Here is a 21,155-nt window from a genome sequence, read left to right on the forward strand (position 1 = left end):
TCCCCATGAGTCAGACCTCCGCCCCCGCTGCCGAGAAGGCAGCTCCCTCCCGTCGCGGCAAGCTGCTGCGCGGCCTGCTGGTCATCGTGGTGCTGCTGCTGGCCGCGCTGGCCCTGTGGTACTTCATGTTCGGCCGCTGGTTCGAAGAAACCGACGATGCCTACGTGCAGGGCAACCAGGTCCAGATCACCCCGCTGATCAGCGGCACCGTGGTCGGGATCAACGCCGATGACGGCATGCGTGTCGAGCGCGGCCAACTGCTGGTCCAGCTGGACCCGGCCGATACCGAAGTCGCCCTGCAGCAGGCCGAAGCCAACCTCGCCAAGACGGTCCGCCAGGTGCGCGGTCTGTACCGCAGCGTGGAAGGTGCGCAGGCCGAATTGAACGCGCGCCAGGTCACCCTCAAGCGTGTGCGCGAGGACTTCAACCGCCGTAAGGATCTGGCCAGCTCCGGCGCGATCTCCAACGAAGAACTGGCGCATGCCCGCACCGAACTGGCCGCTGCCGAAGCGGCCGTGGCCGGTTCGCGCGAGACCTTCGAGCAGAGCAACGCGCTGGTCGATGACACCGTGATCGCCACCCAGCCGGACGTGCAGGCCGCCGCCGCGCAGCTGCGCCAGGCGTATCTCAACAATGCCCGTGCCGGCATCGTCGCACCGGTCACCGGTTACGTGGCGCGTCGTTCGGTGCAGGTCGGCCAGCGTGTGCAGCCGGGCAATGCCCTGATGGCCGTGGTGCCGACCGAGCAGATGTGGGTGGAAGCGAACTTCAAGGAAACCCAGCTGCGTCACATGCGCCTGGGCCAGGAAGTGGAACTGCGTTCGGACCTGTACGGCGGCGACGTCACCTACAAGGGGCGCATCGACAGCCTCGGCCTGGGCACCGGTTCGGCGTTCTCGCTGCTGCCGGCGCAGAACGCCAGCGGCAACTGGATCAAGATCGTGCAGCGCGTGCCGGTGCGTATCGCCATCGACGCCAAGCAGCTGGCCGAGCATCCGCTGCGCATCGGTCTGTCGATCAAGGCCGAAGTGAGCCTGCGTGACCAGAAGGGCACCGTGCTGCCGACCGAAACCGCCAAGGGCCAGGTGTTCGATACCGATGTCTACGCCAAGCAGCTGCACAGCGCCGACGATGTGATCCACCAGATCATCCAGCGCAACCTGCCGCAGCAGGCCAAGGCGAGCTGAGGCCACCATGTCCGCACAAGCTCCCGCCGCGCCGGGCGCCCCCGCGGCGCCAGGCACGGCCTTCCGGCCGGCCAATGTCGCCCTGTGTACCGCAGGGCTGGCGATGGCTTCGTTCATGCAGGTCCTGGACACCACCATCGCCAACGTCTCGTTGCCGACCATCGCCGGTAATCTCGGCGCCAGTTCGCAGCAGGCCACCTGGGTCATCACCTCGTTCGCGGTCAGCACCGCCATCGCGCTGCCGCTGACCGGCTACCTCAGCCGCCGCTTCGGCGAAACCAAGCTGTTCGTGTGGGCCACGCTGGCCTTCACCCTGGCCTCGCTGCTGTGCGGCCTGGCCCAGAGCATGGGCATGCTGGTCGTCTCGCGTGCGATCCAGGGGTTCGTCGCCGGCCCCATGTACCCGATCACCCAGAGCTTGCTGGTCTCCCTGTATCCGCGCGAGAAACGCGGGCAGGCGCTGGCGTTGCTGGCCATGATCACCGTGGTCGCACCCATTGCCGGCCCGATCCTCGGCGGCTGGATCACCGACAACTACAGTTGGGAATGGATCTTCCTGATCAACGTACCGCTCGGCATCTTCGCCGCGCTGGTGGTGGGCAACCAGCTCAAGGGGCGCCCGGAACACGTTGAAAAGCCGAAGATGGATTACGTCGGCCTGATCACCCTGGTGATCGGCGTGGGCGCGCTGCAGCTGGTGCTGGATCTGGGCAACGACGAAGACTGGTTCAGTTCGACCAAGATCATCGTGCTGGCCTGTGTGTCGGTGGTGGCGTTGGCGGTGTTCCTGATCTGGGAACTGACCGACAAGGACCCCATCGTCGACCTGCGCCTGTTCCGGCATCGCAACTTCCGCGCCGGTACGCTGGCGATGGTGGTGGCGTATGCGGCGTTCTTCAGCGTGGCGTTGCTGATTCCGCAGTGGTTGCAGCGGGACATGGGCTACACCGCGATCTGGGCCGGTCTGGCGACCGCACCGATCGGCGTACTGCCGGTGATCATGACGCCGTTCGTGGGCAAGTACGCTTCGCGGTTCGACATGCGCATGCTGGCCACGATCGCCTTCATCTTCCTGTCCTTCACCAGCTTCCTGCGTTCGGGGTTCAACCTGCAGGTGGACTTCGGCCACGTCGCCGGCATCCAGCTGATCATGGGCATTGGCGTGGCGTTGTTCTTCATGCCGGTGCTGCAGATCCTGCTGTCGGATCTGGACGGTCGCGAAATCGCCGCGGGCTCCGGCCTGGCCACCTTCCTGCGCACGCTGGGCGGCAGCTTCGCCGCCTCGCTGACCACGTGGTTGTGGGCACGCCGTACCCAGGAACACCACGCGCATCTGACCGAACACATTTCCGGTTACACCCCGGGCATGCAGGACCAGGTGACCGCGATGGGGCAGGGCGACCTGCAGCATGGCGCGGCCGCGCTCAACAACATGATCAACCACCAGGCCTCGCAGATGGGCTTCAACGACATCTTCTTCCTGCTGGGCTGGATCTTCCTGGCCATCATCGCCTTCCTGTGGCTGGCCAAGCCGCCGTTCGGCGCAGGCGCGGGTGCCGCCTCGGCCGGTGGGCATTGAGCACGTGATACGTTGAAACGAAAAACCCCGCTGAAAGGCGGGGTTTTTTTTATTGCCCAGAAACGAAAAAACCCGCTTGCGCGGGTTTGATCATTTTCCGAGTCATGGTGCCCAGGAGAGGACTCGAACCTCCACGAAGTTGCCCCCGCTAGCACCTGAAGCTAGTGCGTCTACCAATTCCGCCACCTAGGCGACTCAGGAGGAGAATTCTGCGGGAGAACGGTGACGGTGTCAACAGGATCGCGTGGGAAATTTCTTTTGTCAGTACTCGGTTCGGTCGTCGCGCCATCGTACGTTGGATGCCACGCAGATCGACCACGACGTGTTGACGTAGGGCAGGGCATCGCACTGACGAAGCCCGGAAACGAAAAAACCCGCTTGCGCGGGTTTGATCATTTTCTGAGTCATGGTGCCCAGGAGAGGACTCGAACCTCCACGGAGTTGCCCCCGCTAGCACCTGAAGCTAGTGCGTCTACCAATTCCGCCACCTGGGCGACTCAGGAGGAGAATTCTGCGGGAGATCCGGAAATGTGTCAACAGGATTTCGCAGAAAATTTCATTTGCCGTGCGATGCAGCGTCATTGGGTTCAATGCCGCGCAATTCGTGCGTGGTGCCGGCGCCAGAAACGAAAAAACCCGCTTGCGCGGGTTTGATCATTTTCCGAGTCATGGTGCCCAGGAGAGGACTCGAACCTCCACGGAGTTGCCCCCGCTAGCACCTGAAGCTAGTGCGTCTACCAATTCCGCCACCTGGGCGACTCAGGGGGCGAATTCTGGGCATGTCCGAGAGGCTTGTCAACGGTTTTGTGAAATTTCTTCACAATCCTGCACAGGCGCGCTGCTGACCGGTTCTGCACACCCGCAGCGGTTACTATTGAGGTCAATGAAACCAAAGAAACCGACCCAGGGCGCGAAAGCCCCCAAGTCCCCGGCGCCCAAGAAGGCAGCCGGTCCGTCGGGCAAGCCCCGCGCTGCCGCCAAGAAGGCCGGCAAGCTGCCACCCTGGATGCCCGAATCCCTGAACACCCCTGAGCCGCCGCGCGGCAACAAGCGGGGTCCCAAGCCTGCGCATGCCGGGCCGATCCCGACCCGCCGCCGTCCGCATCCCACCCCGCTGGACGGTGAGGTGCAGCTGGATCCCTTCGCCGCCCGCGAGGCCGAGCGCTATGCGCAGCCGATTGCCAGCCGCGAGGCGATCCTGCAGCTGCTCGACCGCTGCGATGGCCCGCAGACCGCCGAAGAGATCGCCATCCACCTCGGCCTGACCGAGCCGGACCGTGCCGATGCCTTGGGCAAGCGCCTGGGCGCGATGTGCCGTGACGGCCAGCTGGTGCAGAACCGCCGTGGCGGTTTCGCGCCGCTGCAGGCGGTCAACCTGATCACCGGCGTGGTGATCGCCAACCCGGAAGGGTTCGGTTTCCTGCGCCCGGTGGAAGGTGGCGACGATCTGTTCCTGCCGCCGTTCGAAATGCGCAAGGTGCTGCATGGCGACCGCGTGCTGGTCAACGTGACCGGCATCGATCGTCGTGGTCGCCGCGAGGCAAGTATTTCGCGTGTGCTCGAGCGTGGCATGAGCCGCCTGATCGGCCGCTTCAGCGTCGAGTTCGGCATCAACTACGTCGTGCCCGATGACAAGCGCGTGCAGCGCAACGTGCAGATTCCGCCCGATCAGACCGGCGAGGCCCGCGATGGCCAGCTGGTGGTCTGTGAACTGACCCAGGCGCCGGACACCCGCCGCCCGCCGATCGGCCGCATCATCGCGGTGCTCGGCGACAAGCTGACCGCCTCGCTGGTGGTGGAAACCGCCATCCACGGCCATGAACTGCCGTTCGAGTTCCCGGCTGAAGTGCTGGCTGAAGCGACCGCAGTGCCGATGGTGGTCACCCCGGTACAGATCGGCCACCGCGAAGACCTGCGCAACACGCCGCTGGTCACCATCGATGGCGAGGATGCCAAGGACTTCGACGACGCGGTCTACTGCGAACCGAATGCCGAAGGCTTCCGCCTGGTGGTGGCGATCGCCGACGTCTCCAACTACGTGCGTCCCGGTACGCCGCTGGATGATGAAGCGCAGAAGCGCGCGACCTCGGTCTATTTCCCCGGGTTCGTGGTGCCGATGCTGCCGGAGACCTTGTCCAACGGCATCTGCTCGCTGATGCCCAAGGTCGACCGGATGTGCTTCGTCTGCGACATGCAGGTGAACCGTGAGGGCGAGGTCATTCATTCGCGCTTCTACGAAGCGGTGATGAACTCGCATGCGCGCCTGACCTACAACCAGGTCTGGGAGGCGGTGGGTGAGAACGACCCGGCCGCGCGCAAGGCGATCGGTCCGCTGATGCCGCAGGTGGATCGCCTGTACCAGCTGTATCACGTGCTGGCCAAGGCGCGTACCCGCCGCGGTGCGATCGAGTTTGAAACCTCTGAAGTGCGCTTCGTGCTGGACAACACCGGCGAAGTCACCCAGGCCGGGATGATGGTGCGCAACGATGCGCACAAGCTGATCGAAGAATGCATGATCGCAGCCAATGTGCAGGCCGCGCGCTATCTGCTGGCCAAGCACGTGCCGGCGCCGTTCCGGGACCATGAGCGCCCGCCGGAATCCAAGTACGCCGATCTGCTGGAGTTCCTGAAGGAATTCAAGCTGAGCCTGCCGCCGTGGTCGAAGGTGCAGCCGGCCGATTTCACCAAGCTGCTCAAGAAGGTGCGCGATCGCCCGGATGCGGCGCTGCTGGAATCGGTGCTGCTGCGCAGCCAGAGCCTGGCAGTGTATTCGCCGGACAACCTGGGCCACTTCGGCCTGGCACTGGATGCGTACGCGCACTTCACCTCGCCGATCCGCCGCTACCCCGATCTGCTGGTGCATCGTGCGATCAAGCACGCGCTCAGCGGGGCCGCGCCGGAGAAGTTCACCTACTCGCCGCGCGAGATGGCGGCGCTGGCCCTGCAGTGCTCCGAGCGTGCGCGTCGGGCCGACGAAGCCGAGCGCGAAGTCGACGAGCGCTACCGCGCCGCGTGGATGGAAAAGCACGTCGGTGGCCAGTTCGACGGCGTGATCAGTGGCGTGACCAGCTTCGGCCTGTTCGTGGAGCTGGACGAATCCAAGGTCAACGGCCTGGTCCATGTGACCCAGCTGCCGCACGACTATTACCAGTTCGACGCGGTGCGCAAGACGCTCAACGGCGAGCGCCGCGGCAAGATCTACCGCCTCGGTGACCGGGTACGGATCCTGGTGCTCAAGGCCAGCATGGAAGAGCGCAAGATCGACTTCCGCCTGGTCGAAGAGAAGGACGATTCGCTGCCCGAGCTGCCGCCGCGCGGCCAGCCGGCCAAGCGCCAGAAACAGAAGTATTGATTCACGCGTACCGGCCCACGGCCGGTACGCGGTAGTGCCGCCCGTGAGTCGGCACACTTTCCACCCGCCCACCCTTGGTGGGCGCACGGACCCCATCGGAGCGATCCCATGCAGTCCCTCCCCGAATACAGCGGCGGCTGCCAGTGCGGCGCGATCCGCTTCCATGTGGTCGGTGAGCTGACCCACAGCTCGATCTGCCATTGCCGGATGTGCCAGAAGGCCTTCGGCGCGTACTACGCCCCCCTGGTGTCGGTGCGTGGCAGCGAGTTCCGCTGGACCCGTGGTGAGCCCCAGCGTTTTCAGTCGTCCAACATGGTCCAGCGCGGCTTCTGCGCCGACTGTGGCACCCCGCTGACCTACGAAGCCCCCGATGGGGTGGCGATCGCGGCCGGCGCTTTCGACGAACCCGCCCGCCTGCCGCCGACGATCCAGTACGGGATCGAGGCCAAGCTGCCGTTCGTGGACCGACTGGGCGCACTCAGCGCGCTGCGCAGCGAGGAAGATGCCGAGGCCGGCGATTTCCTGCTGCATATCGTCTCCCACCAGCATCCGGACCATGACACCACCGACTGGCCACCCCGCTGACGGCAGGCCGTGACCGCCCCCCGTGAACGCCCGGCAGGGCAGGGTGGGCCTTGATGCTCTACCATTACCAACCCCTTTACCGGTCCCGCCCCCCGCAATGAGCAAGCAAAGCCAGTGGATCGTCGGCGTCAACGCCGTCGCCTCTTCGATCGAGAATGATGCCGAGAACGTCCGCGAGGTCCTCATCGAGGCCAGTGCGAAGAACCCGCGTCTGACCGAGATCGAGGAAAACGCTCGCCGCAAGGGCATCGACGTGCGCAAGGTGAACACCCAGGCGCTGGACGGCGTGGGCGGTTCGGTGCGTCACCAGGGCGTGGCGGCGCGCTACCAGGCCGCACGGACCTGGGGCGAGAACGAACTGGAAGGGCTGGTCGAAGCGGCCGAGGGCAAGGCCCTGCTGCTGATCCTAGATGAAGTCCAGGACCCGCACAATCTCGGCGCCTGCCTGCGCAGCGCGGCGGCGGCCGGTGCCACGGCGGTGATCATTCCCAAGGACAAGTCGGCCTCGGTCAATGCGACCGTGCGCAAGACCTCGGCCGGCGCGGCCGACCGCATCCCGGTGGTGCAGGTGACCAACCTCTCGCGCTGCCTGAAGGACCTGCAGAAGCTGGGCGTGTGGATCTACGGGCTGGCCGGTGAAGCCACCGAGTCGCTGTACGCGATCGACCTCAAGGGCAACGTGGCGCTGGTGCTGGGCGGCGAAGCCGACGGCCTGCGTCGTCTGACCCGCGAAAACTGCGATGGCCTGGTCAAGATTCCGATGCCGGGCGATATCGAGAGCCTGAATGTCTCCGTCGCCACCGGCGTGAGCCTGTTCGAAGCAGTGCGCCAGCGCGGGCTGTAAGCCGCGCGCTTGCGGGTAGAGCCGACCGTTGGTCGGCTGCCATCCGACGCGTAGCGCAGCCGACCAACGGTCGGCTCTACGCCGGGCATCAGCCTGCGCTGCCGCCCAATGCCTTGAACAACGTCACATCGTTGATCAGCTGCCGTTGACGCACGGACGCCAATGACAGCTCGGCATCGCGCCGGGTCTGCTGCGCTTCCAGCCAGGTGCGCAGGTCGGTGGCACCGACCCGGTAGCGCACCTCGTACATCCGCTCGATCTCCACCGCCTCGTCGTAGGACGCCTGCGAGGCCGCCACCTGGGTGGCGAACTGCGTGCGCGCCGACAACGCGTTGTCCACTTCCGACAGCGCGGTGTACAGCGTGCGGCGGAACCCATTGGCCGCGATCTGATAATCCGTGCCGGCCAGGCGGGTATTCAACTGCGCCTGGCGCACGTTGAGGAACGGCAGCGACAGGCCCGCGCCGAGGGTGGCCACCGGATTCTTCAGCACGTCCGAGAGCGAGGTGGCACCGGTGCCCACACTGCCGGTCAGGCTCAGCGCCGGGTAGTACTGCGTGGCAGTCACCTTGATGGCCTTCAGGCTGTTGCGCAGCCGCAGCTCGGCGGCGCGCAGGTCCGGGCGGCGCCCGAGCAGATCGGCCGGCAGGCTTTCGGCGATCACCGGGCTGGCCACGCGCTGCAGCTGTTGCGGCTCGTCGGCCAAGGCCAGCGGCTGCCCATCCAGCAGTACGGTCAGCGCATTGCGTGCGGCAACGCGTTGCTGCTCCAACGCACTCTGCGCGGCACGCTGTGCCTCCAGGCTCTGCGCGGCCTGGCGCACTTCCAGCCGCGAGACCGCCCCCGCGTCGAAGCGCGCCTGGACCAGCTCGCGGGTGCGCTCAAGGCGCTCCAGGTTGGCCTGGCCGGCGCTGATCGACTGGTTGAGGAAGGCCAACGTCCAGTACTGCGTGGCCACGTCGCTGATCACCAGCAGCGCGGTGTTCTGCAGGTCTTCCTGGTTGGCCTGGGCTTCCCACTGGGCGATGTCGCGCTGGGTGCGCAGGCGCCCCCACAGGTCGATCTCCCACTGCAGGGACACGCCGGCCGAGCTGCCGCGGTTCCAGTCCGCGCTCTGGTCGATGGGGCGGTTGCCGCTGCTGCTCACGCTGCCCGAGGGCTGCGGCCACAGCGCGTTGTCGGCCAGGCCGGCCTGCAGGCGCGCGCGCTGTACGGCCAGCCCGGCCGAGACCAGATCGGTGTTGGCGGCCAAGGCGCGATCAATCACACGGTCCAGGCCGGGGTCGCCGAACTGGGTCCACCAGGCATCGCTGCGGACATCTGCCGTCGCTGCGTGCGGCTGTTCGCTTACGGCCTCGGTGGGGGTGTTCAAGGTGGCATCGCCCCGGCCGTACGTGGCCGGGACCGCCGGTGCCTCGACCTGATAGCGGCCGGTGCTGACGCAAGCGGACAAGGCCAACGCGGTCACGCAGGCCAGGGCCAGCGGACGCAGGGACACGGGGTGCAACAGAGCAGGAGAAATCTTCATTCGCGCGCCAGCGCCTCCACGGGATCAAGTTGGGCGGCATTGCGGGCCGGCAGGAAACCAAACGCCACGCCGATCAGGCTGGAGCAGGCAAAGGCGGCCACGATGGAGGCGGTCGAGAACAGCATCTGGAAGTCCGGTGCGAACTTGCCGAACAGCCAGCCGACCACCAGCGACAGGCCGACCCCGAGCAGGCCGCCGAGCAGGCACACCAGCACCGCCTCGATCAGGAACTGCTGGCGGATGTCGCTCTGCCGCGCGCCGACGGCCATGCGCACGCCGATTTCGCGGGTCCGCTCGGTCACCGAGACCAGCATGATGTTCATCACGCCGATGCCGCCCACCAGCAGTGCGATCGCGGCGATGGCACTGATCAACAGGGTCATCGTGCGCGTGGTCTGCTCGATGGTCTGGCGGATCTCGGCGCTGTTGCTGAGGAAGAAATCCTCGGTGCCGTGGCGCATGATCAGCAGCTTGGAAATCGCGGCCTGCGCGGCATCCATCGGGGTGGCGTCGTCCACGCGCACTGTGATGCTGGAGACGTGGCTCTGGCCGAGCATGCGTGACATCACCGTGGTGTACGGCACCCACACGCTCAGGCTGGTGCTGCCGCCGAAGCCGAAGCTCTGCCGCTGCGCCACGCCGACCACGCGCACCGGCACGTTGCCGAGCAGGATCACCTGGCCGATCGGATCCTCGCCATTGGGGAAGAACTGGGTGCGGGTGTTCTCATCGATGATCGCCACCTGGGCCAGGCTGCGCACCGCATCGGCATCGAAGAAACTGCCGGCGATCAGGGTCACGCCCTTGACCCGGAAGAACTGCTCGCCCACGCCATTGACCTGTGCGGTGGCCGACTGGTTGCGGTAGCGCGCGGTCACCGAGGAGGACACGCTGGGTGTGGCGCTGTCGATGTAGCTCTGCCTGCCCAGCGCATCGGCATCGCTGGCCTTGAGCGTCTGCACGCGGGCCGAGCGCATGTCGCCGAAACCGCGCCCGGGATACACATCGATCGTATTGGTGCCCAGTGCGCTGATGTTCTGCAGGATCTGCTGCTGGGAGCCGTTGCCCATCGCCACCACCGAGACCACCGAGGCGATGCCGATGATGATGCCGAGCATGGTCAGGAAGGTACGCAGGCGGTGGGCGTTCATCGCCAGCAGCGCCATGCGGAACGCTTCGGTGAAGCGGTCGCGCGCCGCCCGCCAGCTGTGGCCTTTGCCCGCAGCGACGGTTGGCTGGCGCTGCGCGCGGTAGCTGGGTGCGTTGGGATTGGTGCGGTCGGCGATGATCTCGCCGTCGCGGATTTCGATGATGCGCTGGGCGTGCTCGGCCACGCTCATGTCGTGGGTGACGATGATGATGGTGTGCCCTTCGGCGTGCAGCTCGCCAAGGATGCCCATCACTTCTTCGCCGGATCGGGTGTCCAGTGCGCCGGTCGGCTCATCGGCGAGGATCACCTCGCCACCGTTCATCAGCGCCCGGGCGATCGACACGCGCTGCTGCTGCCCACCGGAGAGCTGGCCGGGCTTGTGGTTCATGCGGTCGCCCAGGCCGAGGCGCTGCAGCAGTTCTTCGGCACGCGCGGTGCGTACCGGGCCGGGGCTGCCGGCGTACACGGCCGGCACGGCGACATTGCCGCGCGCATCCAGATCGCCGAGCAGGTGGTAGCGCTGGAAGATGAAGCCGAAATGCTCGCGGCGCAGTTCGGCCAGTTCGTCCGGTTCCATGCGGCCGGTCTCGCGGCCGGCCACCTGGTAACTGCCGCGCGTGGGCCGGTCCAGGCAACCGAGGATGTTCATCAGCGTGGACTTGCCCGAACCGGACTGGCCGACGATGGCCACCATCTCGCCAGCGGCGATGTCCAGGTTGACGTCGCGCAGCACCGCGATGGTCTCCTCGCCCGCCGGAAACTCGCGGCGCAGGTCGCGCAGCCGCAGCAGCGGCGTGCCGGTCGGGGCGCTGCTCATCGGCGCGGCCCGCCCATGCCCGGGCCGCTGATCCGCACGCTGCTGCCGCCGCGGTTGCCGGCACCGGCTCCCTGTGCGCCGCCGCCTTCACCAACGATGACCTTGTCGCCTTCGGCAAGGCCGGACAGCACTTCGGCATTGGCGCCGTTGTTGATGCCGATCTTGACCTTGCGCGGCGCCGGCATGCCATCGGCATCGGCCACGCGCACCATGTACTGCCCGTCGCGGGACTTCGGCCCGAGCGCGACCGCCGGGATGATCAGCACGTCCTTGGCCTGCTTGAGCATCACCGAGACCTGGGCGGTCATGTCGATGCGCAGCGTGCCGTCCGGGTTTTCCACGTCGAACAGGGCGTTGTAATACACCGCGGTGCTGGAACTGGAACCGGAGGATCCGGAGCTGCCCGAGCTGTCGCTGGAGATCGAGGAGGGAGCCGGGTTGATCTGCCGCAGCGTGGCGTGGAATTTGCGGTCCGGCTCGCCCAGCGTGGTGAAGTACACCGGCATGCCGGCCTTGATCTTGACCACGTCCGCTTCGGAGACTTCCGCATTGACCGTGACCAGGTCCAGACGGGCCAGCATCACGATGGTCGGCGCGGTCTGGTTGGCGTTGACGGTGCGGCCTTCTTCGGCGACCACGGCGACCACGGTGCCGTCCATCGGCGCGGTGATGCGGGTGTAGGCCAGGTTGGCGCGGGCGGTGCCGAGCTCGGTTTCGCGGCCCTTGATCTGTGCATCGAAGGACTGGATCTGGGCGCGCGCGGTCTTGAGCTTGGCATCGGCCGCGTCGAACTCGGCACGCGAGGTGGCCTCGGCGGCCAGCATCTGCTGCTGGCGCGCGAACTCGAGCTCGGCTTCGCGCAGGCTGGCCTGCTGCACCGCGCGCTGCGCCTTGACCTGGTCCAGCGAGGCCTGGGCGTTGAGCACCTGGTTCTGCTGGGTGGTGGCGTCGATCTCGGCGATCAGGTCGCCTTCCTTGACGGTATCGCCGAGCTGGACCTTCAGCGATTTGATCTGGCCGGAGGCCTGCGCACCGACGCTGACCAGCTTGTAGGCATCGATCACGCCGGTGGCTTCCACGGTCTGTTCGATATCGCCGCGGCTGACGGGTGACGTGGCCAGGGCAGGGGCAGCGGGCTTGCGCAGCATCCATGCCACAATCGCGGCAATCAGGGCGAGGACCACGAGCAACAGCAGGAGGCGAGCACGGCGGGTTCTGGGCAAACGGGGCTTCACGATGATCGTCAACTCGGCTGGCCGTTGCATCGGCGTTGTCAGCATTGTGAAGATCGTTCACCGCCGGCTCAACACTCGCCGTGTACCAAGATGTATCCCTGCGGTGCACAGCGCATTTCGTTATGTATCTGCATCACCCTTTGAAACAGACGTACGTAAACCAGGAGATGCGGTTCAGCTCCCGACAGGGGATGATCGCCGCATGGAGACTGCCAACAGCATGCATAGACTGCTGATCGTCGATGACGACAACGATATCCGCCAGCTGCTCGCCGAGCAGCTCGGTCGCGCCGGTTACCTGGTGAGCACCGCCGCCGATGGCCAGGGCATGCGCCAGCTGCTGGAGCGCGAGCACGTGGACCTGATCGTGCTCGACCTCAACCTGCCACGCGAGGACGGCCTGACCCTGTGCCGCGACCTGCGCGCGCGCTCGAGTACGCCGGTGATCATGTTGACCGCGCGCAGCGAGCCGATCGACCGCGTGCTGGGTCTGGAGATGGGCGCAGACGATTATCTGGCCAAGCCGTTCGAGCCGCGCGAACTGCTCGCACGCATCCGCAATGTGCTGCGCCGCACCGAAGCCCTGCCGGCCAACCTGGAACCGCTGGCGATCCGCCGTGCGCGCTTCTCCAGCTGGATCTTCGATCTGGAGCATCGCCACCTGGTCGATCCTGATGGGCGCGTGGTGGTGTTGTCGGGCGCCGAGTTCCGCCTGCTGCGGGTGTTCGTGGGGCATGCCAACAAAGTGTTGTCGCGCGAACAGCTGGTGTCGTTGAGCAGCGGTCGCAATTACGAATCGCAGGACCGCGCCATCGATCTGCAGGTCAGCCGCCTGCGCAACAAGCTGGCCGATGACGGCGGCAGCGATGGCCTGATCAAGACCGTGCGCAACGAAGGGTATGTGCTTGCGGCGGCGGTCACCCTGGAATGAACCGCCTGCGCCGCTTCTTTTCCTCGATGGTGGGGCGGCTGTTCGTCATCCTGCTGCTGGGGATGAGCGTGGCCGCGATCGGTGCGACCATGCTGGCCAGCACCAAGCGCCAGCAGGAATTCGAACGGCAGAATCTCAACCGCATCGCCGACCGCCTGCAGGGCTTCGTGAACCTGCTCGATGGCAATCCGGAACTGCGCCAGCGTCTGCTCACCAGTGGCGGACCAAGTGTGCGTCAGCTTCCCGAGGGCGCGCGCATCGGCCGGCCGGATGCGGCGTTGATGGAAATCCTGGACGACCGGCCGGGTCCGGTGGCGAGCAGCCAGGTCGCCTTCACTTCGTTCCGCTCGTGCCTGCCGCGGCTGCCGGAACTGCTGCCGCCGCCCCCGCGCGACAAGGAAAAGATGCGGCATCCGCCGCGTGAGCGTGACCCGGCCTTCATCCCGCCCAAGTGCCGCGTGGTGACTCTGCAGCTGACCGATGGCACGCCGCTGCGGCTGGCGCTGGATTCCCCGGCCGTCGCGCACAACGGTGCGCTCGCGGTGGACCCGTTGTTCCTGACCCTGCTGGTGGTGGCGATCGCGATCCTGGCCTACATCGTGGCGAGGATGGCCAGCGCACCGCTGCAGCGGTTGGCCGATGCCGCCGCCGCGCTGGGCGACGACCTGCAGGGCGCGCCGATGCCGGTGACCGGCCCGTTCGAGGTCCGCCGCGCCGCCGAGGCGTTCAACGCCATGCAGAAGCGGCTGCAGCGCCACCTCGGTGAGCGGACCCAGATGCTGGCCGCGATCACCCACGACCTGCAGACCCCGGTGACCCGTCTGCGCCTGCGGCTGGAGAACGTCACCGACGAGGCCCTGCGTGAGCGCCTGATCGGCGACCTGGGTGCGATGCAGGCGCTGATCCGCGAAGGCCTGGAGCTGGCGCGCAGCGCGGAGAGCGCCGAACAGCGGGCCGCGCTGGATCTGGATTCGCTGCTGGAGAGCATTGTGGAAGACGCGGCCGAAGCGGGCGGCGACGTCCATTTCGAGCAGCCGAGCGGGGCGGTGCTGATGCTGCGGCCGCTGGCGATGCATCGCCTGTTCTCCAACCTGGTCGACAACGCGGTGATGTACGGCCAGACCGCCCGGGTGCGGGTGAAGCAGGTCGGACAGGACGTGGAGGTCCGCATCCGTGACAGCGGCCCCGGCCTGGCCGAGGACGAGCTGGAAGCCGTGTTTGATCCGTTCGTGCGCTTGGAAACCTCGCGCTCGCGTCAGACCGGTGGGGCGGGGCTGGGGCTGACCATCGCCCGCGCGCTGGCCGAGAAGGACGGGGCGAGCCTGCACCTGCGCAACCATCCGCAGGGTGGGCTGGAAGCGATCGTGCGGTGGGCATCGCCGGCACGCGCCGCGCCCGGTCCGCGCGGGGGCTGACGCCGGCTCCCCCAAAACGCAAGGATTTGCCTACTATGGTCATCTCTTTCCAGCGTCTCCCCCATGAGAGCGTACGACTCTGCCAGCCCCCGCGCTGGTGCACGGCCGTTCCCCCCATGCGCACGGCGCCTGCCCAAGGCTGATCCACACGGATGAGCGATCGGGGGGGCAGGAACCGGTGGCGGCCGGCACAACTGAAGTTCCCGCGCATGCCGAGCCTGCAGGCGGCCGCGCTGTGGCTGATGCTGCTGTGCGCGTTCCCGTGGCCGCTCTCGGCCCAGGACGGCCCGCCGCCGCTGCGCGACTACGCCATCGATGTCTGGACCTCGCGTAACGGGCTGCCACACAACTCCCTGCGTGACATCGCCCAGACCCCCGAAGGGCATCTATGGTTTGCCACCTGGGAAGGCCTGGTCCGCTACAACGGGCTGGACTTCACCGTATTCGACCGCAGCACCACGCCGGGGCTGCGCGACAACGGCGTGGGCGCGTTGCTGGTGGACCGCAGTGGCGGGCTGTGGATCAGTGATTCGCGCGGCAATGTGACGCGGCGCGGCGCGGACGGCCGATGGAATGTCTGGGAGCATCGCCCCGATACCCCGCAGGTGCTGATCCAGGCGATGCAGATGGACAGCCATGGGCGCCTGTGGCTGTTGTACGAAGGCAAGGGCATCGGCAGCCTCGGCCCGGACGGGACCTTCGACTACCAAACGCCACCGGCCGACGTGCCGATGGCGCTCAGCTTCACCAAGCTGGTGGTGGATGCGCAGGACCGGGTCTGGGTCGGCACGCTGGACGGGCTGGTCGTGCGCGACACCGATGGCGTGCTGCGCCGCGCGCCGGACAGCTGGGGACTCGGGCGCGGCCTGGTCTGGCCGTATCGTGCGCCCGATGGGGTGATGTGGGTGGTGGCCGGCGAGCGCATCTACCGCATGCAGGATGGCGCACCGCTGCTGCAGCACCGCTTGCCCGGCGTGACCCATATCACCGCGATGCTGCAGGACCGGCATGGCGACCTCTGGCTGGGGACCGAGAATCAAGGTCTGCTGCGCTTGTCTCGGCATGGCCTGGAACGATTGCCGCCGGGCCTGTCGTTGCCCGGCGGGCGCGTGGTCAGCCTGCGTGAGGATGCCGAGGGCAGTATCTGGGTCGGCGCCAATGGTGGCCTGTACCGCCTGCGCGAAACGCTGTTCAGCAGCTTCACCGAGCGCGACGGGCTCAGCGGCGACTACGTGCGCACCGTGTTCGAGGATCGCCAGCGGCAGCTCTGGATCGGCAGCGCCAGCGGCCTGGACCGGCGCGACGCGCAGGGGCGCTTCAGCCCGGTGCCACTGCGCAACAACGTCGGCAAGAGCCCCTCGGTGCTGAGCCTGGCCCAGGACCGGGAGGGCACGCTGTGGGTCGGCACCTTCGGCGATGGCATCTTCCGGATCAACGAACAGGGCCAGCGCCTGCGCGACTACGGCAACGCCGAAGGACTGCCGGGCGGCAACATCCGCGCGATCAGCATCGATCGCGACGGGGTGGTCTGGGCCGGGACCCAGAAAGGGGTGATCCGCATCGAGGCCGGCAAGGTCGAGCAACCGGCGATCCCGGGCATGCCGACCGGGTTGATCACCGCCCTGGCGCACGACGGTGATGGTGCGTTGTGGATCGGCACCATCGAGGGGATCCGGGTGCTGCGCGGTGACCGGGTGCAGGCCATCGACCTGCAGACTCTGGGCGGCGGCCGCAGCGTGTTCGGGTTCCAGCAGATCGGCGATGCGATGTGGATCAGCACCGACCGCGGCCTGTACCGCTACCAGGAAGGCACGCTGGCGCGGGTCGGCCTGGAGCAGGGCATGCCGGTGGATACGGTGTTCCAGCTGGTGCCCGACCGGGTCGGCAACGTCTGGATCAGCAGCAACCGCGGCGTGCTGCGCACCGACATGACGATGCTCAATGCCGTCGCTGACGGGCGCGCGGCGCGGGTGGAGGTCGAGCATTACAACGAGATCGACGGCATGGCCAACTCGCAGGCCAACGGCAGCTCCGGGCCGTCGGCGATCCTGCGCCAGGACGGCACGTTCTGGGTGGTGACCGCCGGTGGTTTGAGCACGGTCGATCCGCTGCGCCTGCAGCGCTTCCGCGAGCGGCTGGCCCCGCCGGCGGTGATCGAGAACGTGCAGGTCGACGGTGCGCCCCTGCATTGGCAGGGCAGCGACCACAATTCCATTCCCGGCGGGCGCCGCCTGAGCGTGAGTTACGTCGGGCTGAGCTATCTGCTCTCCGAGCGTATCCGCTACCGCACCCGTCTGGATGGCCTGGACAAAGGCTGGATCGAGCGCGGCCAGCAGCGCAGCGTGGAGTTCATCGGCCTGCCGCCGGGCGATTACACGCTGCACGTATCCGCCGCGCATCCAGGCGGCGCCTGGAGCGACAGCGAAGCGGTGTGGGAATTCACGGTGGAGCCGTTCCTGTGGCAGCGCCACAGCGTCCAGCTGATCGCCGCGTTGCTGTTGCTTGCCGGGCTGGTGGCGCTGTACCGCTATCTGATCAACCGCTACAAGGCCAGCAACGTGCGGCTGGCGCGGATGGTGCAGGAGGCCACGCTGGATCTGCAGACACAGACGGTCAACCTGCAGGCACTCAATCAGGAAAAGACCGAGCTGGCCGACCGTCTGGCGGTGCAGGCCGAGGCATTCGAGCGGCAGGCCCGCGAAGACGCGCTCACCGGTCTACCCAACCGGCGTGCCTTCGATGAAGCGCTGGCGCGTGACTTCGCGCGCTCGCAACGCAGCCACCACCCGTTGTGCCTGGTGGTGCTGGATATCGATCACTTCAAGGAAGTGAACGACCGCCACAGCCATTCGGTGGGCGACGTGGTGCTGGTGGAAGTGGCGCGTCTGCTGGCGTCGGCCTGCCGCGATTCGGACATGCCGGCGCGTACCGGTGGCGAAGAGTTCGCGCTGCTGCTCAACGATACCCGCCTGGATGAAGCGGCCCAGGTCTGCGCGCGCCTGCGCGGGCTGTTCCATGATCATCCGGACTGGGCCGGCATTCCGGGCTTGAAGGTCACCTTCAGCGCCGGTCTGGTCGAGCTGGACGCTGCCGATCGCACCCCGATGCTGCTTTACCAGCGCGCGGACCGCGCGCTGTACCGGGCCAAGAGCGAAGGGCGCGATCGAACCGCTATCGGGTGATTCCGCTCAGGGGCGCGGCCAGCTGTTGGCGACCTTGCAGAACAGTTTGGCGGTCTGCTCGGTGTCATACACCGCGCTGTGCGCTTCATCGGCATCCCAGCCCAGCCCGGCCGCGGTGGCCGCACGTGCCAGCACGGTCTGGCCATAGGCGATGCCGCCGAGGGTCACGGTGTCGAACACGCTGAAGGGATGGAACGGGTTACGCTTGTGGCCGGTCCGGTTGACCGCCGCATTGACGAAGCCCAGGTCGAAGTGCGCGTTGTGCCCGACCAGGATCGCGCGCTGGCAACCGTACTTCTTCATCGCCGCCCGGATCGGGGCGAAGATGTGGTCCAGCGCGTCGCGCTCGACCTTGGCCAGCCGGAACGGGTGATCCAGGATGATGCCGGTGATCTCCAGCGACTTGGGATCGATCTCCAGGCCTTCGGCCGGCACCACATGGGCGCTGGCGGTCTGCCCGGGATAGAGCAGGCCGTTCTCGTCCATTTCGATCGGCACCGCGGCGATTTCCAGCAGCGCATGGCGATCTGAATCGAACCCACCGGTCTCCACGTCCACCGCCACCGGCAGGAAGCCGCGGAAACGGGTTGCCATCAAGCGCTGGGCGGCAGCGGGCAGTGCGTCGGCAGCAGCCGGCGCGTCGGAGCGGGGGAGGTCGTCAGTCATCGCCTCAGTTTAGCAGAGCGACCTGTACGCCCCCCGCGCTCAGGCCAGCGCCGGCGTGCGCCCGCGGCCGCGGTGCAGCAGGTGATCCAGGCTCAACGGGCCGGCACCCTGCAGGGCCAGCGGCAGCAGCATGGCCATGAACAGCAGCGGCAATTTGAAGTTGCCAAAGCCCTGGTCGGTGATGACGTAGCCCATCGCCAGCTCGGCCAACCCATTCCAGTGCATCGGCCAGTGCACGGCGGCCGTGGCGACCACGGTCAGCACCAGCAGGCAGCTGGCGGCCAGGCGCGTGCCCAGCCCGAGCAGCAGGCACACCGCGCCGACCAGTTCGAACCAGGTGGCCAACTGCCAGTTGAGCGCGGCCGGCAGCTGGTCGAACGGAAACGGGAAGGCGTGCTGCAGGTCCTCGAACCAGTTCTGGCCGCGCAGTTTTTCGCGGCCGGACTCGAAATATTCCCAGCCCATCAGCAAGCGCAGGCCGAGCGGGGCCAACCACGGGCCGAGACGATCCAGCCGGTCGCGCAGAGCGACCAGATGCAGTGACTTCATGGAGGTACTTCCTTGGTGGAGGGGTCAGGAAACGGGCGCGGCAGGCCCGATCACGCCGCTGTCGTGGAACTGGCGCAGCAGGGCCGTGCCGGGCGGAAGCAGCGCATCGGCCGCCATGCCGTGCGCCTGCGCAAGCTGCTGCAGGTAGGTGGCCCCGGTGCTGCCGGGGTGCTGGCCGATCTGCTCCAGCAACTGCGCGGCCATCGGGCTGATCGCGGCGAAGCGGACCTGCCCGTCCGGGTCGCGCCGGACCAGCAACCCGGTCGGCTCGGGGCCGGGCTGCGCGGGCGCGTCATCGGTGCCGAGCCGATGCACCGGCCAGTGATAGAGCAGTGGCCAGGCCAGGGGGGAGCGCTGCAGCGCCGCGTGCATCGGGTCCAGGCCGGGCGAGGGCGGCAGGGGGGACGCATCCCACTGGTAGAGGGCCGTTTCCACCCACTCGTAATGGGCCAGTTCGGCCAGTGCCGGGTGCGGCAACGTGGCCTGGTGCTGCAGCCACTGCACGAACTCGGCGGCCAGTTCGGTGAACAACGGGGTCTGCGCCGGGTGCACTGCAAAGAAGCGCCGGATGAGCGCGGACCACGCTGCCTCGCCAAGCAGGCGCACGCAGACCGGGAAGCCGTTGCCAAGCAGCCCGAGCACGTTGTTGAACACCAACCGCTGGTAGATGCCCAGCCGGCGTGCATCCAACCCTTCGGGCGCGGCAACCTGGGCCGGATCGCGCAGGTGCGCGGTGAGGGCCCGCTGCTGCGCGTGCAGACGCGCGGGGGCATCAGTCATGCGGGCCTCCGGCATGAGCGGCCATCAGCTGGCGGATGGTGTGCAGCTCGCCACGCAGTTCGGCATACGGGGGGAAATTGAAATCGCGTTCCAGCAGGGTGGGGCGCGCGCCGATGCGGGCATAGGTGCGGGCGAGCAGCGCCCAGACCGGATCGATCACCGCGCTGCCGTGGGTATCGATCTTCAGGTCAGGGGCTTCATCGAGGTGACCGGCCACATGCAGGCAGACGATGCGCGCAGCCGGCAGCCCGGCAATGAAGGCGTCAGCGTCGTAGCCATGGTTGCAGGCGTTGACGTAGACGTTGTTGACGTCCAGCAGCAGGTCGCAATCGGCTTCGGCGAGCACCGCCGTGGTGAAGGCCAGTTCGTCCATGGCCGGTTCCGGGGCGAGGTAATAGGACACGTTCTCCACCGCGATGCGCCGGCCCAGCAGATCCTGCACCCGGCCGATACGCGCTGCGGTATGACGCACTGCTTCCTCGGTGAAGGGAATCGGCAGCAGGTCGTAGAGGTGGCCGTCATCGCTGCAGTAGCTTAGGTGTTCGCTGTACAGCGGCACCTTGTGCCGCTCCAGGAAGCGTCCCACCTGGTCGAGCAGGGTGGTATCCAGGGGCGCGGTGCTGCCCAGCGACAGCGACAGCCCGTGGCAGGTGAGCGGGTGGCGCGTGGCCAGCTCGGTCAGTGCATCGCCGGCCGGCCCACCGACGCCGATCCAGTTTTCCGGCGCGCATTCGAGGAAGTCCAGATCACCCGCGGGCGCCTCGCGCAGGTCCTGCAGCAGGGCACGGCGCAAGCCAAGTCCGGTCGCCGCCGCAGGCAGCGGCGACCGGTCCAGGCCCTTGGTGGGGAGGTCAGTGCTTGGCACCGCACTTGCCTTCGCCGCACTTGCCTTCCGCCGTCTTCTTGTCGCCACCGGCCGTTGCCTTGTCGCCGGCGGCCTTGCCCTTGTCGGCACCGCACTTGCCTTCCCCACACTTGCCTTCGGCGGTCTTGGCACCGGCGGTCGCGGCCTTCTCGCCCGCCTTGCTGCCGGCCTTGTCGCCGTGCGCACCACATTTTCCTTCGCCACACTTGCCTTCGGCCGCCTTGGTCGCCGCTTGGCCGGCCACCAGGTAGCCCTGGGCCAGGTCGGTCATGCTCAACGCGGACGCCGAGGCGCTGACGCCCAGGCCGGCGGCCAGCGCAGTGGCTGCCAACAGGGACAGCGAACGGGTGGGTGTGCTCATCGGGTGGATCTCCTTGGAATGGGCTGGGGCCCGGGATGGCTGCGTGGGGGCAGCAGGTGCGGCCATGGTGGACCGGCCCGGCTCATCGAATCCTCACACAGGATTCAACGTTTCGTGAAGTGCAGCGCG

At 67.3% G+C, this 21,155-nt stretch carries 16 protein-coding genes and 3 tRNA genes; 8 read left to right on the forward strand and 11 right to left on the reverse strand.

The annotated features are described in order from the left end of the window. Nucleotides 1–5 precede the first annotated feature (5 nt). Together emrA and ACTT2I_RS04650 are read left to right on the forward strand one after the other, a co-directional pair. On the forward strand, nucleotides 6–1,187 hold the full coding sequence (gene emrA / locus ACTT2I_RS04645) for a multidrug efflux MFS transporter periplasmic adaptor subunit EmrA (protein ID WP_088433073.1): 1,182 nt from the start codon (nucleotides 6–8) through the stop codon (nucleotides 1,185–1,187). A gap of 7 nt (nucleotides 1,188–1,194) precedes the next feature. Further along, nucleotides 1,195–2,766, forward strand: a complete 1,572-nt coding sequence (locus ACTT2I_RS04650; protein ID WP_293980395.1) for a DHA2 family efflux MFS transporter permease subunit — start codon at nucleotides 1,195–1,197, stop codon at nucleotides 2,764–2,766. Nucleotides 2,767–2,871: 105 nt separating this feature from the next. Here the strand turns inward: ACTT2I_RS04650 and ACTT2I_RS04655 are convergent. The 3 genes from ACTT2I_RS04655 to ACTT2I_RS04665 all read right to left on the reverse strand — a co-directional run bounded on the left by ACTT2I_RS04655 (nucleotide 2,872) and on the right by ACTT2I_RS04665 (nucleotide 3,522). Beyond that, nucleotides 2,872–2,958 (reverse strand) — tRNA-Leu (locus ACTT2I_RS04655). A gap of 215 nt (nucleotides 2,959–3,173) precedes the next feature. Beyond that, a tRNA-Leu gene (locus tag ACTT2I_RS04660) sits at nucleotides 3,174–3,260 on the reverse strand. Nucleotides 3,261–3,435: 175 nt separating this feature from the next. Further along, nucleotides 3,436–3,522 (reverse strand) — tRNA-Leu (locus ACTT2I_RS04665). 127 nt (nucleotides 3,523–3,649) lie between these two features. Here ACTT2I_RS04665 and rnr point away from each other — a divergent pair. The 3 genes from rnr to rlmB all read left to right on the forward strand — a co-directional run bounded on the left by rnr (nucleotide 3,650) and on the right by rlmB (nucleotide 7,547). Next, on the forward strand, nucleotides 3,650–6,118 hold the full coding sequence (rnr, locus tag ACTT2I_RS04670) for a ribonuclease R (protein WP_421099698.1): 2,469 nt from the start codon (nucleotides 3,650–3,652) through the stop codon (nucleotides 6,116–6,118). A gap of 108 nt (nucleotides 6,119–6,226) precedes the next feature. Beyond that, complete coding sequence (locus ACTT2I_RS04675) at nucleotides 6,227–6,703, forward strand: GFA family protein (RefSeq protein ID WP_421099697.1); 477 nt, start codon at nucleotides 6,227–6,229, stop codon at nucleotides 6,701–6,703. Between the two features lie 97 nt (nucleotides 6,704–6,800). After that, nucleotides 6,801–7,547 (forward strand): 23S rRNA (guanosine(2251)-2'-O)-methyltransferase RlmB, encoded by a 747-nt coding sequence (rlmB, locus tag ACTT2I_RS04680; RefSeq protein ID WP_088433070.1) that lies wholly within the window; start codon nucleotides 6,801–6,803, stop codon nucleotides 7,545–7,547. A gap of 88 nt (nucleotides 7,548–7,635) precedes the next feature. On the opposite strand, the gene ACTT2I_RS04685 is transcribed toward rlmB, so the two are convergent. Genes ACTT2I_RS04685 through ACTT2I_RS04695 form a run of 3 tightly spaced genes read right to left on the reverse strand, consistent with a single transcriptional unit; the run spans nucleotide 7,636 to nucleotide 12,307 of the window. Next, nucleotides 7,636–9,075 (reverse strand): efflux transporter outer membrane subunit, encoded by a 1,440-nt coding sequence (locus tag ACTT2I_RS04685; protein ID WP_421099696.1) that lies wholly within the window; start codon nucleotides 9,073–9,075, stop codon nucleotides 7,636–7,638. Then, complete coding sequence (locus ACTT2I_RS04690; RefSeq protein ID WP_088433068.1) at nucleotides 9,072–11,042, reverse strand: MacB family efflux pump subunit; 1,971 nt, start codon at nucleotides 11,040–11,042, stop codon at nucleotides 9,072–9,074. Before ACTT2I_RS04690 ends, ACTT2I_RS04685 begins: the two co-directional genes overlap by 4 nt. Next, a complete protein-coding gene (locus tag ACTT2I_RS04695) occupies nucleotides 11,039–12,307 on the reverse strand; it encodes an efflux RND transporter periplasmic adaptor subunit (protein WP_088433067.1) in 1,269 nt (422 codons plus the stop codon). Before ACTT2I_RS04695 ends, ACTT2I_RS04690 begins: the two co-directional genes overlap by 4 nt. A gap of 172 nt (nucleotides 12,308–12,479) precedes the next feature. Here ACTT2I_RS04695 and ACTT2I_RS04700 point away from each other — a divergent pair, with 172 nt between their 5' ends. The 3 genes from ACTT2I_RS04700 to ACTT2I_RS04710 all read left to right on the forward strand — a co-directional run bounded on the left by ACTT2I_RS04700 (nucleotide 12,480) and on the right by ACTT2I_RS04710 (nucleotide 17,805). Continuing rightward, complete coding sequence (locus tag ACTT2I_RS04700) at nucleotides 12,480–13,208, forward strand: response regulator (protein WP_088433066.1); 729 nt, start codon at nucleotides 12,480–12,482, stop codon at nucleotides 13,206–13,208. Continuing rightward, nucleotides 13,205–14,623, forward strand: coding sequence for a sensor histidine kinase (locus tag ACTT2I_RS04705; protein ID WP_088433065.1), 1,419 nt, complete (start codon nucleotides 13,205–13,207; stop codon nucleotides 14,621–14,623). Before ACTT2I_RS04700 ends, ACTT2I_RS04705 begins: the two co-directional genes overlap by 4 nt. Before the next feature lie 209 nt (nucleotides 14,624–14,832). After that, nucleotides 14,833–17,805 carry a ligand-binding sensor domain-containing diguanylate cyclase gene (locus tag ACTT2I_RS04710; protein WP_088433104.1) on the forward strand — a complete coding sequence of 991 codons (2,973 nt, stop codon included), beginning with the start codon at nucleotides 14,833–14,835 and terminating at the stop codon, nucleotides 17,803–17,805. Between the two features lie 6 nt (nucleotides 17,806–17,811). Here ACTT2I_RS04710 and rnt read toward each other — a convergent pair whose 3' ends face one another. The 5 genes from rnt to ACTT2I_RS04735 all read right to left on the reverse strand — a co-directional run bounded on the left by rnt (nucleotide 17,812) and on the right by ACTT2I_RS04735 (nucleotide 21,026). Next, nucleotides 17,812–18,399, reverse strand: coding sequence for a ribonuclease T (gene rnt, locus ACTT2I_RS04715; RefSeq protein WP_088433103.1), 588 nt, complete (start codon nucleotides 18,397–18,399; stop codon nucleotides 17,812–17,814). A 111-nt stretch (nucleotides 18,400–18,510) separates the two neighbouring features. Continuing rightward, entirely contained in the window at nucleotides 18,511–19,020 is a 510-nt protein-coding gene (locus ACTT2I_RS04720) for an HvfX family Cu-binding RiPP maturation protein (RefSeq protein ID WP_421099695.1), read from the reverse strand. Between the two features lie 24 nt (nucleotides 19,021–19,044). Further along, nucleotides 19,045–19,800 (reverse strand): HvfC family RiPP maturation protein, encoded by a 756-nt coding sequence (locus tag ACTT2I_RS04725; protein WP_421099694.1) that lies wholly within the window; start codon nucleotides 19,798–19,800, stop codon nucleotides 19,045–19,047. Further along, a complete protein-coding gene (locus ACTT2I_RS04730; protein WP_443096793.1) occupies nucleotides 19,793–20,665 on the reverse strand; it encodes an HvfB family MNIO-type RiPP peptide maturase in 873 nt (290 codons plus the stop codon). Before ACTT2I_RS04730 ends, ACTT2I_RS04725 begins: the two co-directional genes overlap by 8 nt. Next, nucleotides 20,652–21,026, reverse strand: a complete 375-nt coding sequence (locus ACTT2I_RS04735) for an HvfA family oxazolone/thioamide-modified RiPP metallophore (RefSeq protein ID WP_421099693.1) — start codon at nucleotides 21,024–21,026, stop codon at nucleotides 20,652–20,654. The genes ACTT2I_RS04730 and ACTT2I_RS04735 overlap by 14 nt, the downstream gene beginning before the upstream one ends. Nucleotides 21,027–21,155 lie beyond the last annotated feature (129 nt).

Source organism: Stenotrophomonas sp. PUT21 (genome assembly GCF_052232875.1).
GTDB lineage: Bacteria > Pseudomonadota > Gammaproteobacteria > Xanthomonadales > Xanthomonadaceae > Stenotrophomonas > Stenotrophomonas maltophilia_N.

What these genes read in the sequence shown, in the direction of transcription:
- rnt (WP_088433103.1), bottom strand. Translation starts at nt 18,399, where the DNA reads ATGGCAACCCGTTTCCGCGGCTTCCTGCCGGTGGCGGTGGACGTGGAG.
- ACTT2I_RS04695 (WP_088433067.1), bottom strand. Translation starts at nt 12,307, where the DNA reads ATGCAACGGCCAGCCGAGTTGACGATCATCGTGAAGCCCCGTTTGCCC.
- ACTT2I_RS04735 (WP_421099693.1), bottom strand. Translation starts at nt 21,026, where the DNA reads ATGAGCACACCCACCCGTTCGCTGTCCCTGTTGGCAGCCACTGCGCTG.
- rnr (WP_421099698.1), top strand. Translation starts at nt 3,650, where the DNA reads ATGAAACCAAAGAAACCGACCCAGGGCGCGAAAGCCCCCAAGTCCCCG.
- ACTT2I_RS04685 (WP_421099696.1), bottom strand. Translation starts at nt 9,075, where the DNA reads ATGAAGATTTCTCCTGCTCTGTTGCACCCCGTGTCCCTGCGTCCGCTG.
- ACTT2I_RS04725 (WP_421099694.1), bottom strand. Translation starts at nt 19,800, where the DNA reads ATGACTGATGCCCCCGCGCGTCTGCACGCGCAGCAGCGGGCCCTCACC.
- emrA (WP_088433073.1), top strand. Translation starts at nt 6, where the DNA reads ATGAGTCAGACCTCCGCCCCCGCTGCCGAGAAGGCAGCTCCCTCCCGT.
- ACTT2I_RS04650 (WP_293980395.1), top strand. Translation starts at nt 1,195, where the DNA reads ATGTCCGCACAAGCTCCCGCCGCGCCGGGCGCCCCCGCGGCGCCAGGC.
- ACTT2I_RS04690 (WP_088433068.1), bottom strand. Translation starts at nt 11,042, where the DNA reads ATGAGCAGCGCCCCGACCGGCACGCCGCTGCTGCGGCTGCGCGACCTG.
- ACTT2I_RS04705 (WP_088433065.1), top strand. Translation starts at nt 13,205, where the DNA reads ATGAACCGCCTGCGCCGCTTCTTTTCCTCGATGGTGGGGCGGCTGTTC.
- ACTT2I_RS04710 (WP_088433104.1), top strand. Translation starts at nt 14,833, where the DNA reads ATGCCGAGCCTGCAGGCGGCCGCGCTGTGGCTGATGCTGCTGTGCGCG.
- ACTT2I_RS04675 (WP_421099697.1), top strand. Translation starts at nt 6,227, where the DNA reads ATGCAGTCCCTCCCCGAATACAGCGGCGGCTGCCAGTGCGGCGCGATC.
- rlmB (WP_088433070.1), top strand. Translation starts at nt 6,801, where the DNA reads ATGAGCAAGCAAAGCCAGTGGATCGTCGGCGTCAACGCCGTCGCCTCT.
- ACTT2I_RS04720 (WP_421099695.1), bottom strand. Translation starts at nt 19,020, where the DNA reads ATGAAGTCACTGCATCTGGTCGCTCTGCGCGACCGGCTGGATCGTCTC.
- ACTT2I_RS04700 (WP_088433066.1), top strand. Translation starts at nt 12,480, where the DNA reads ATGGAGACTGCCAACAGCATGCATAGACTGCTGATCGTCGATGACGAC.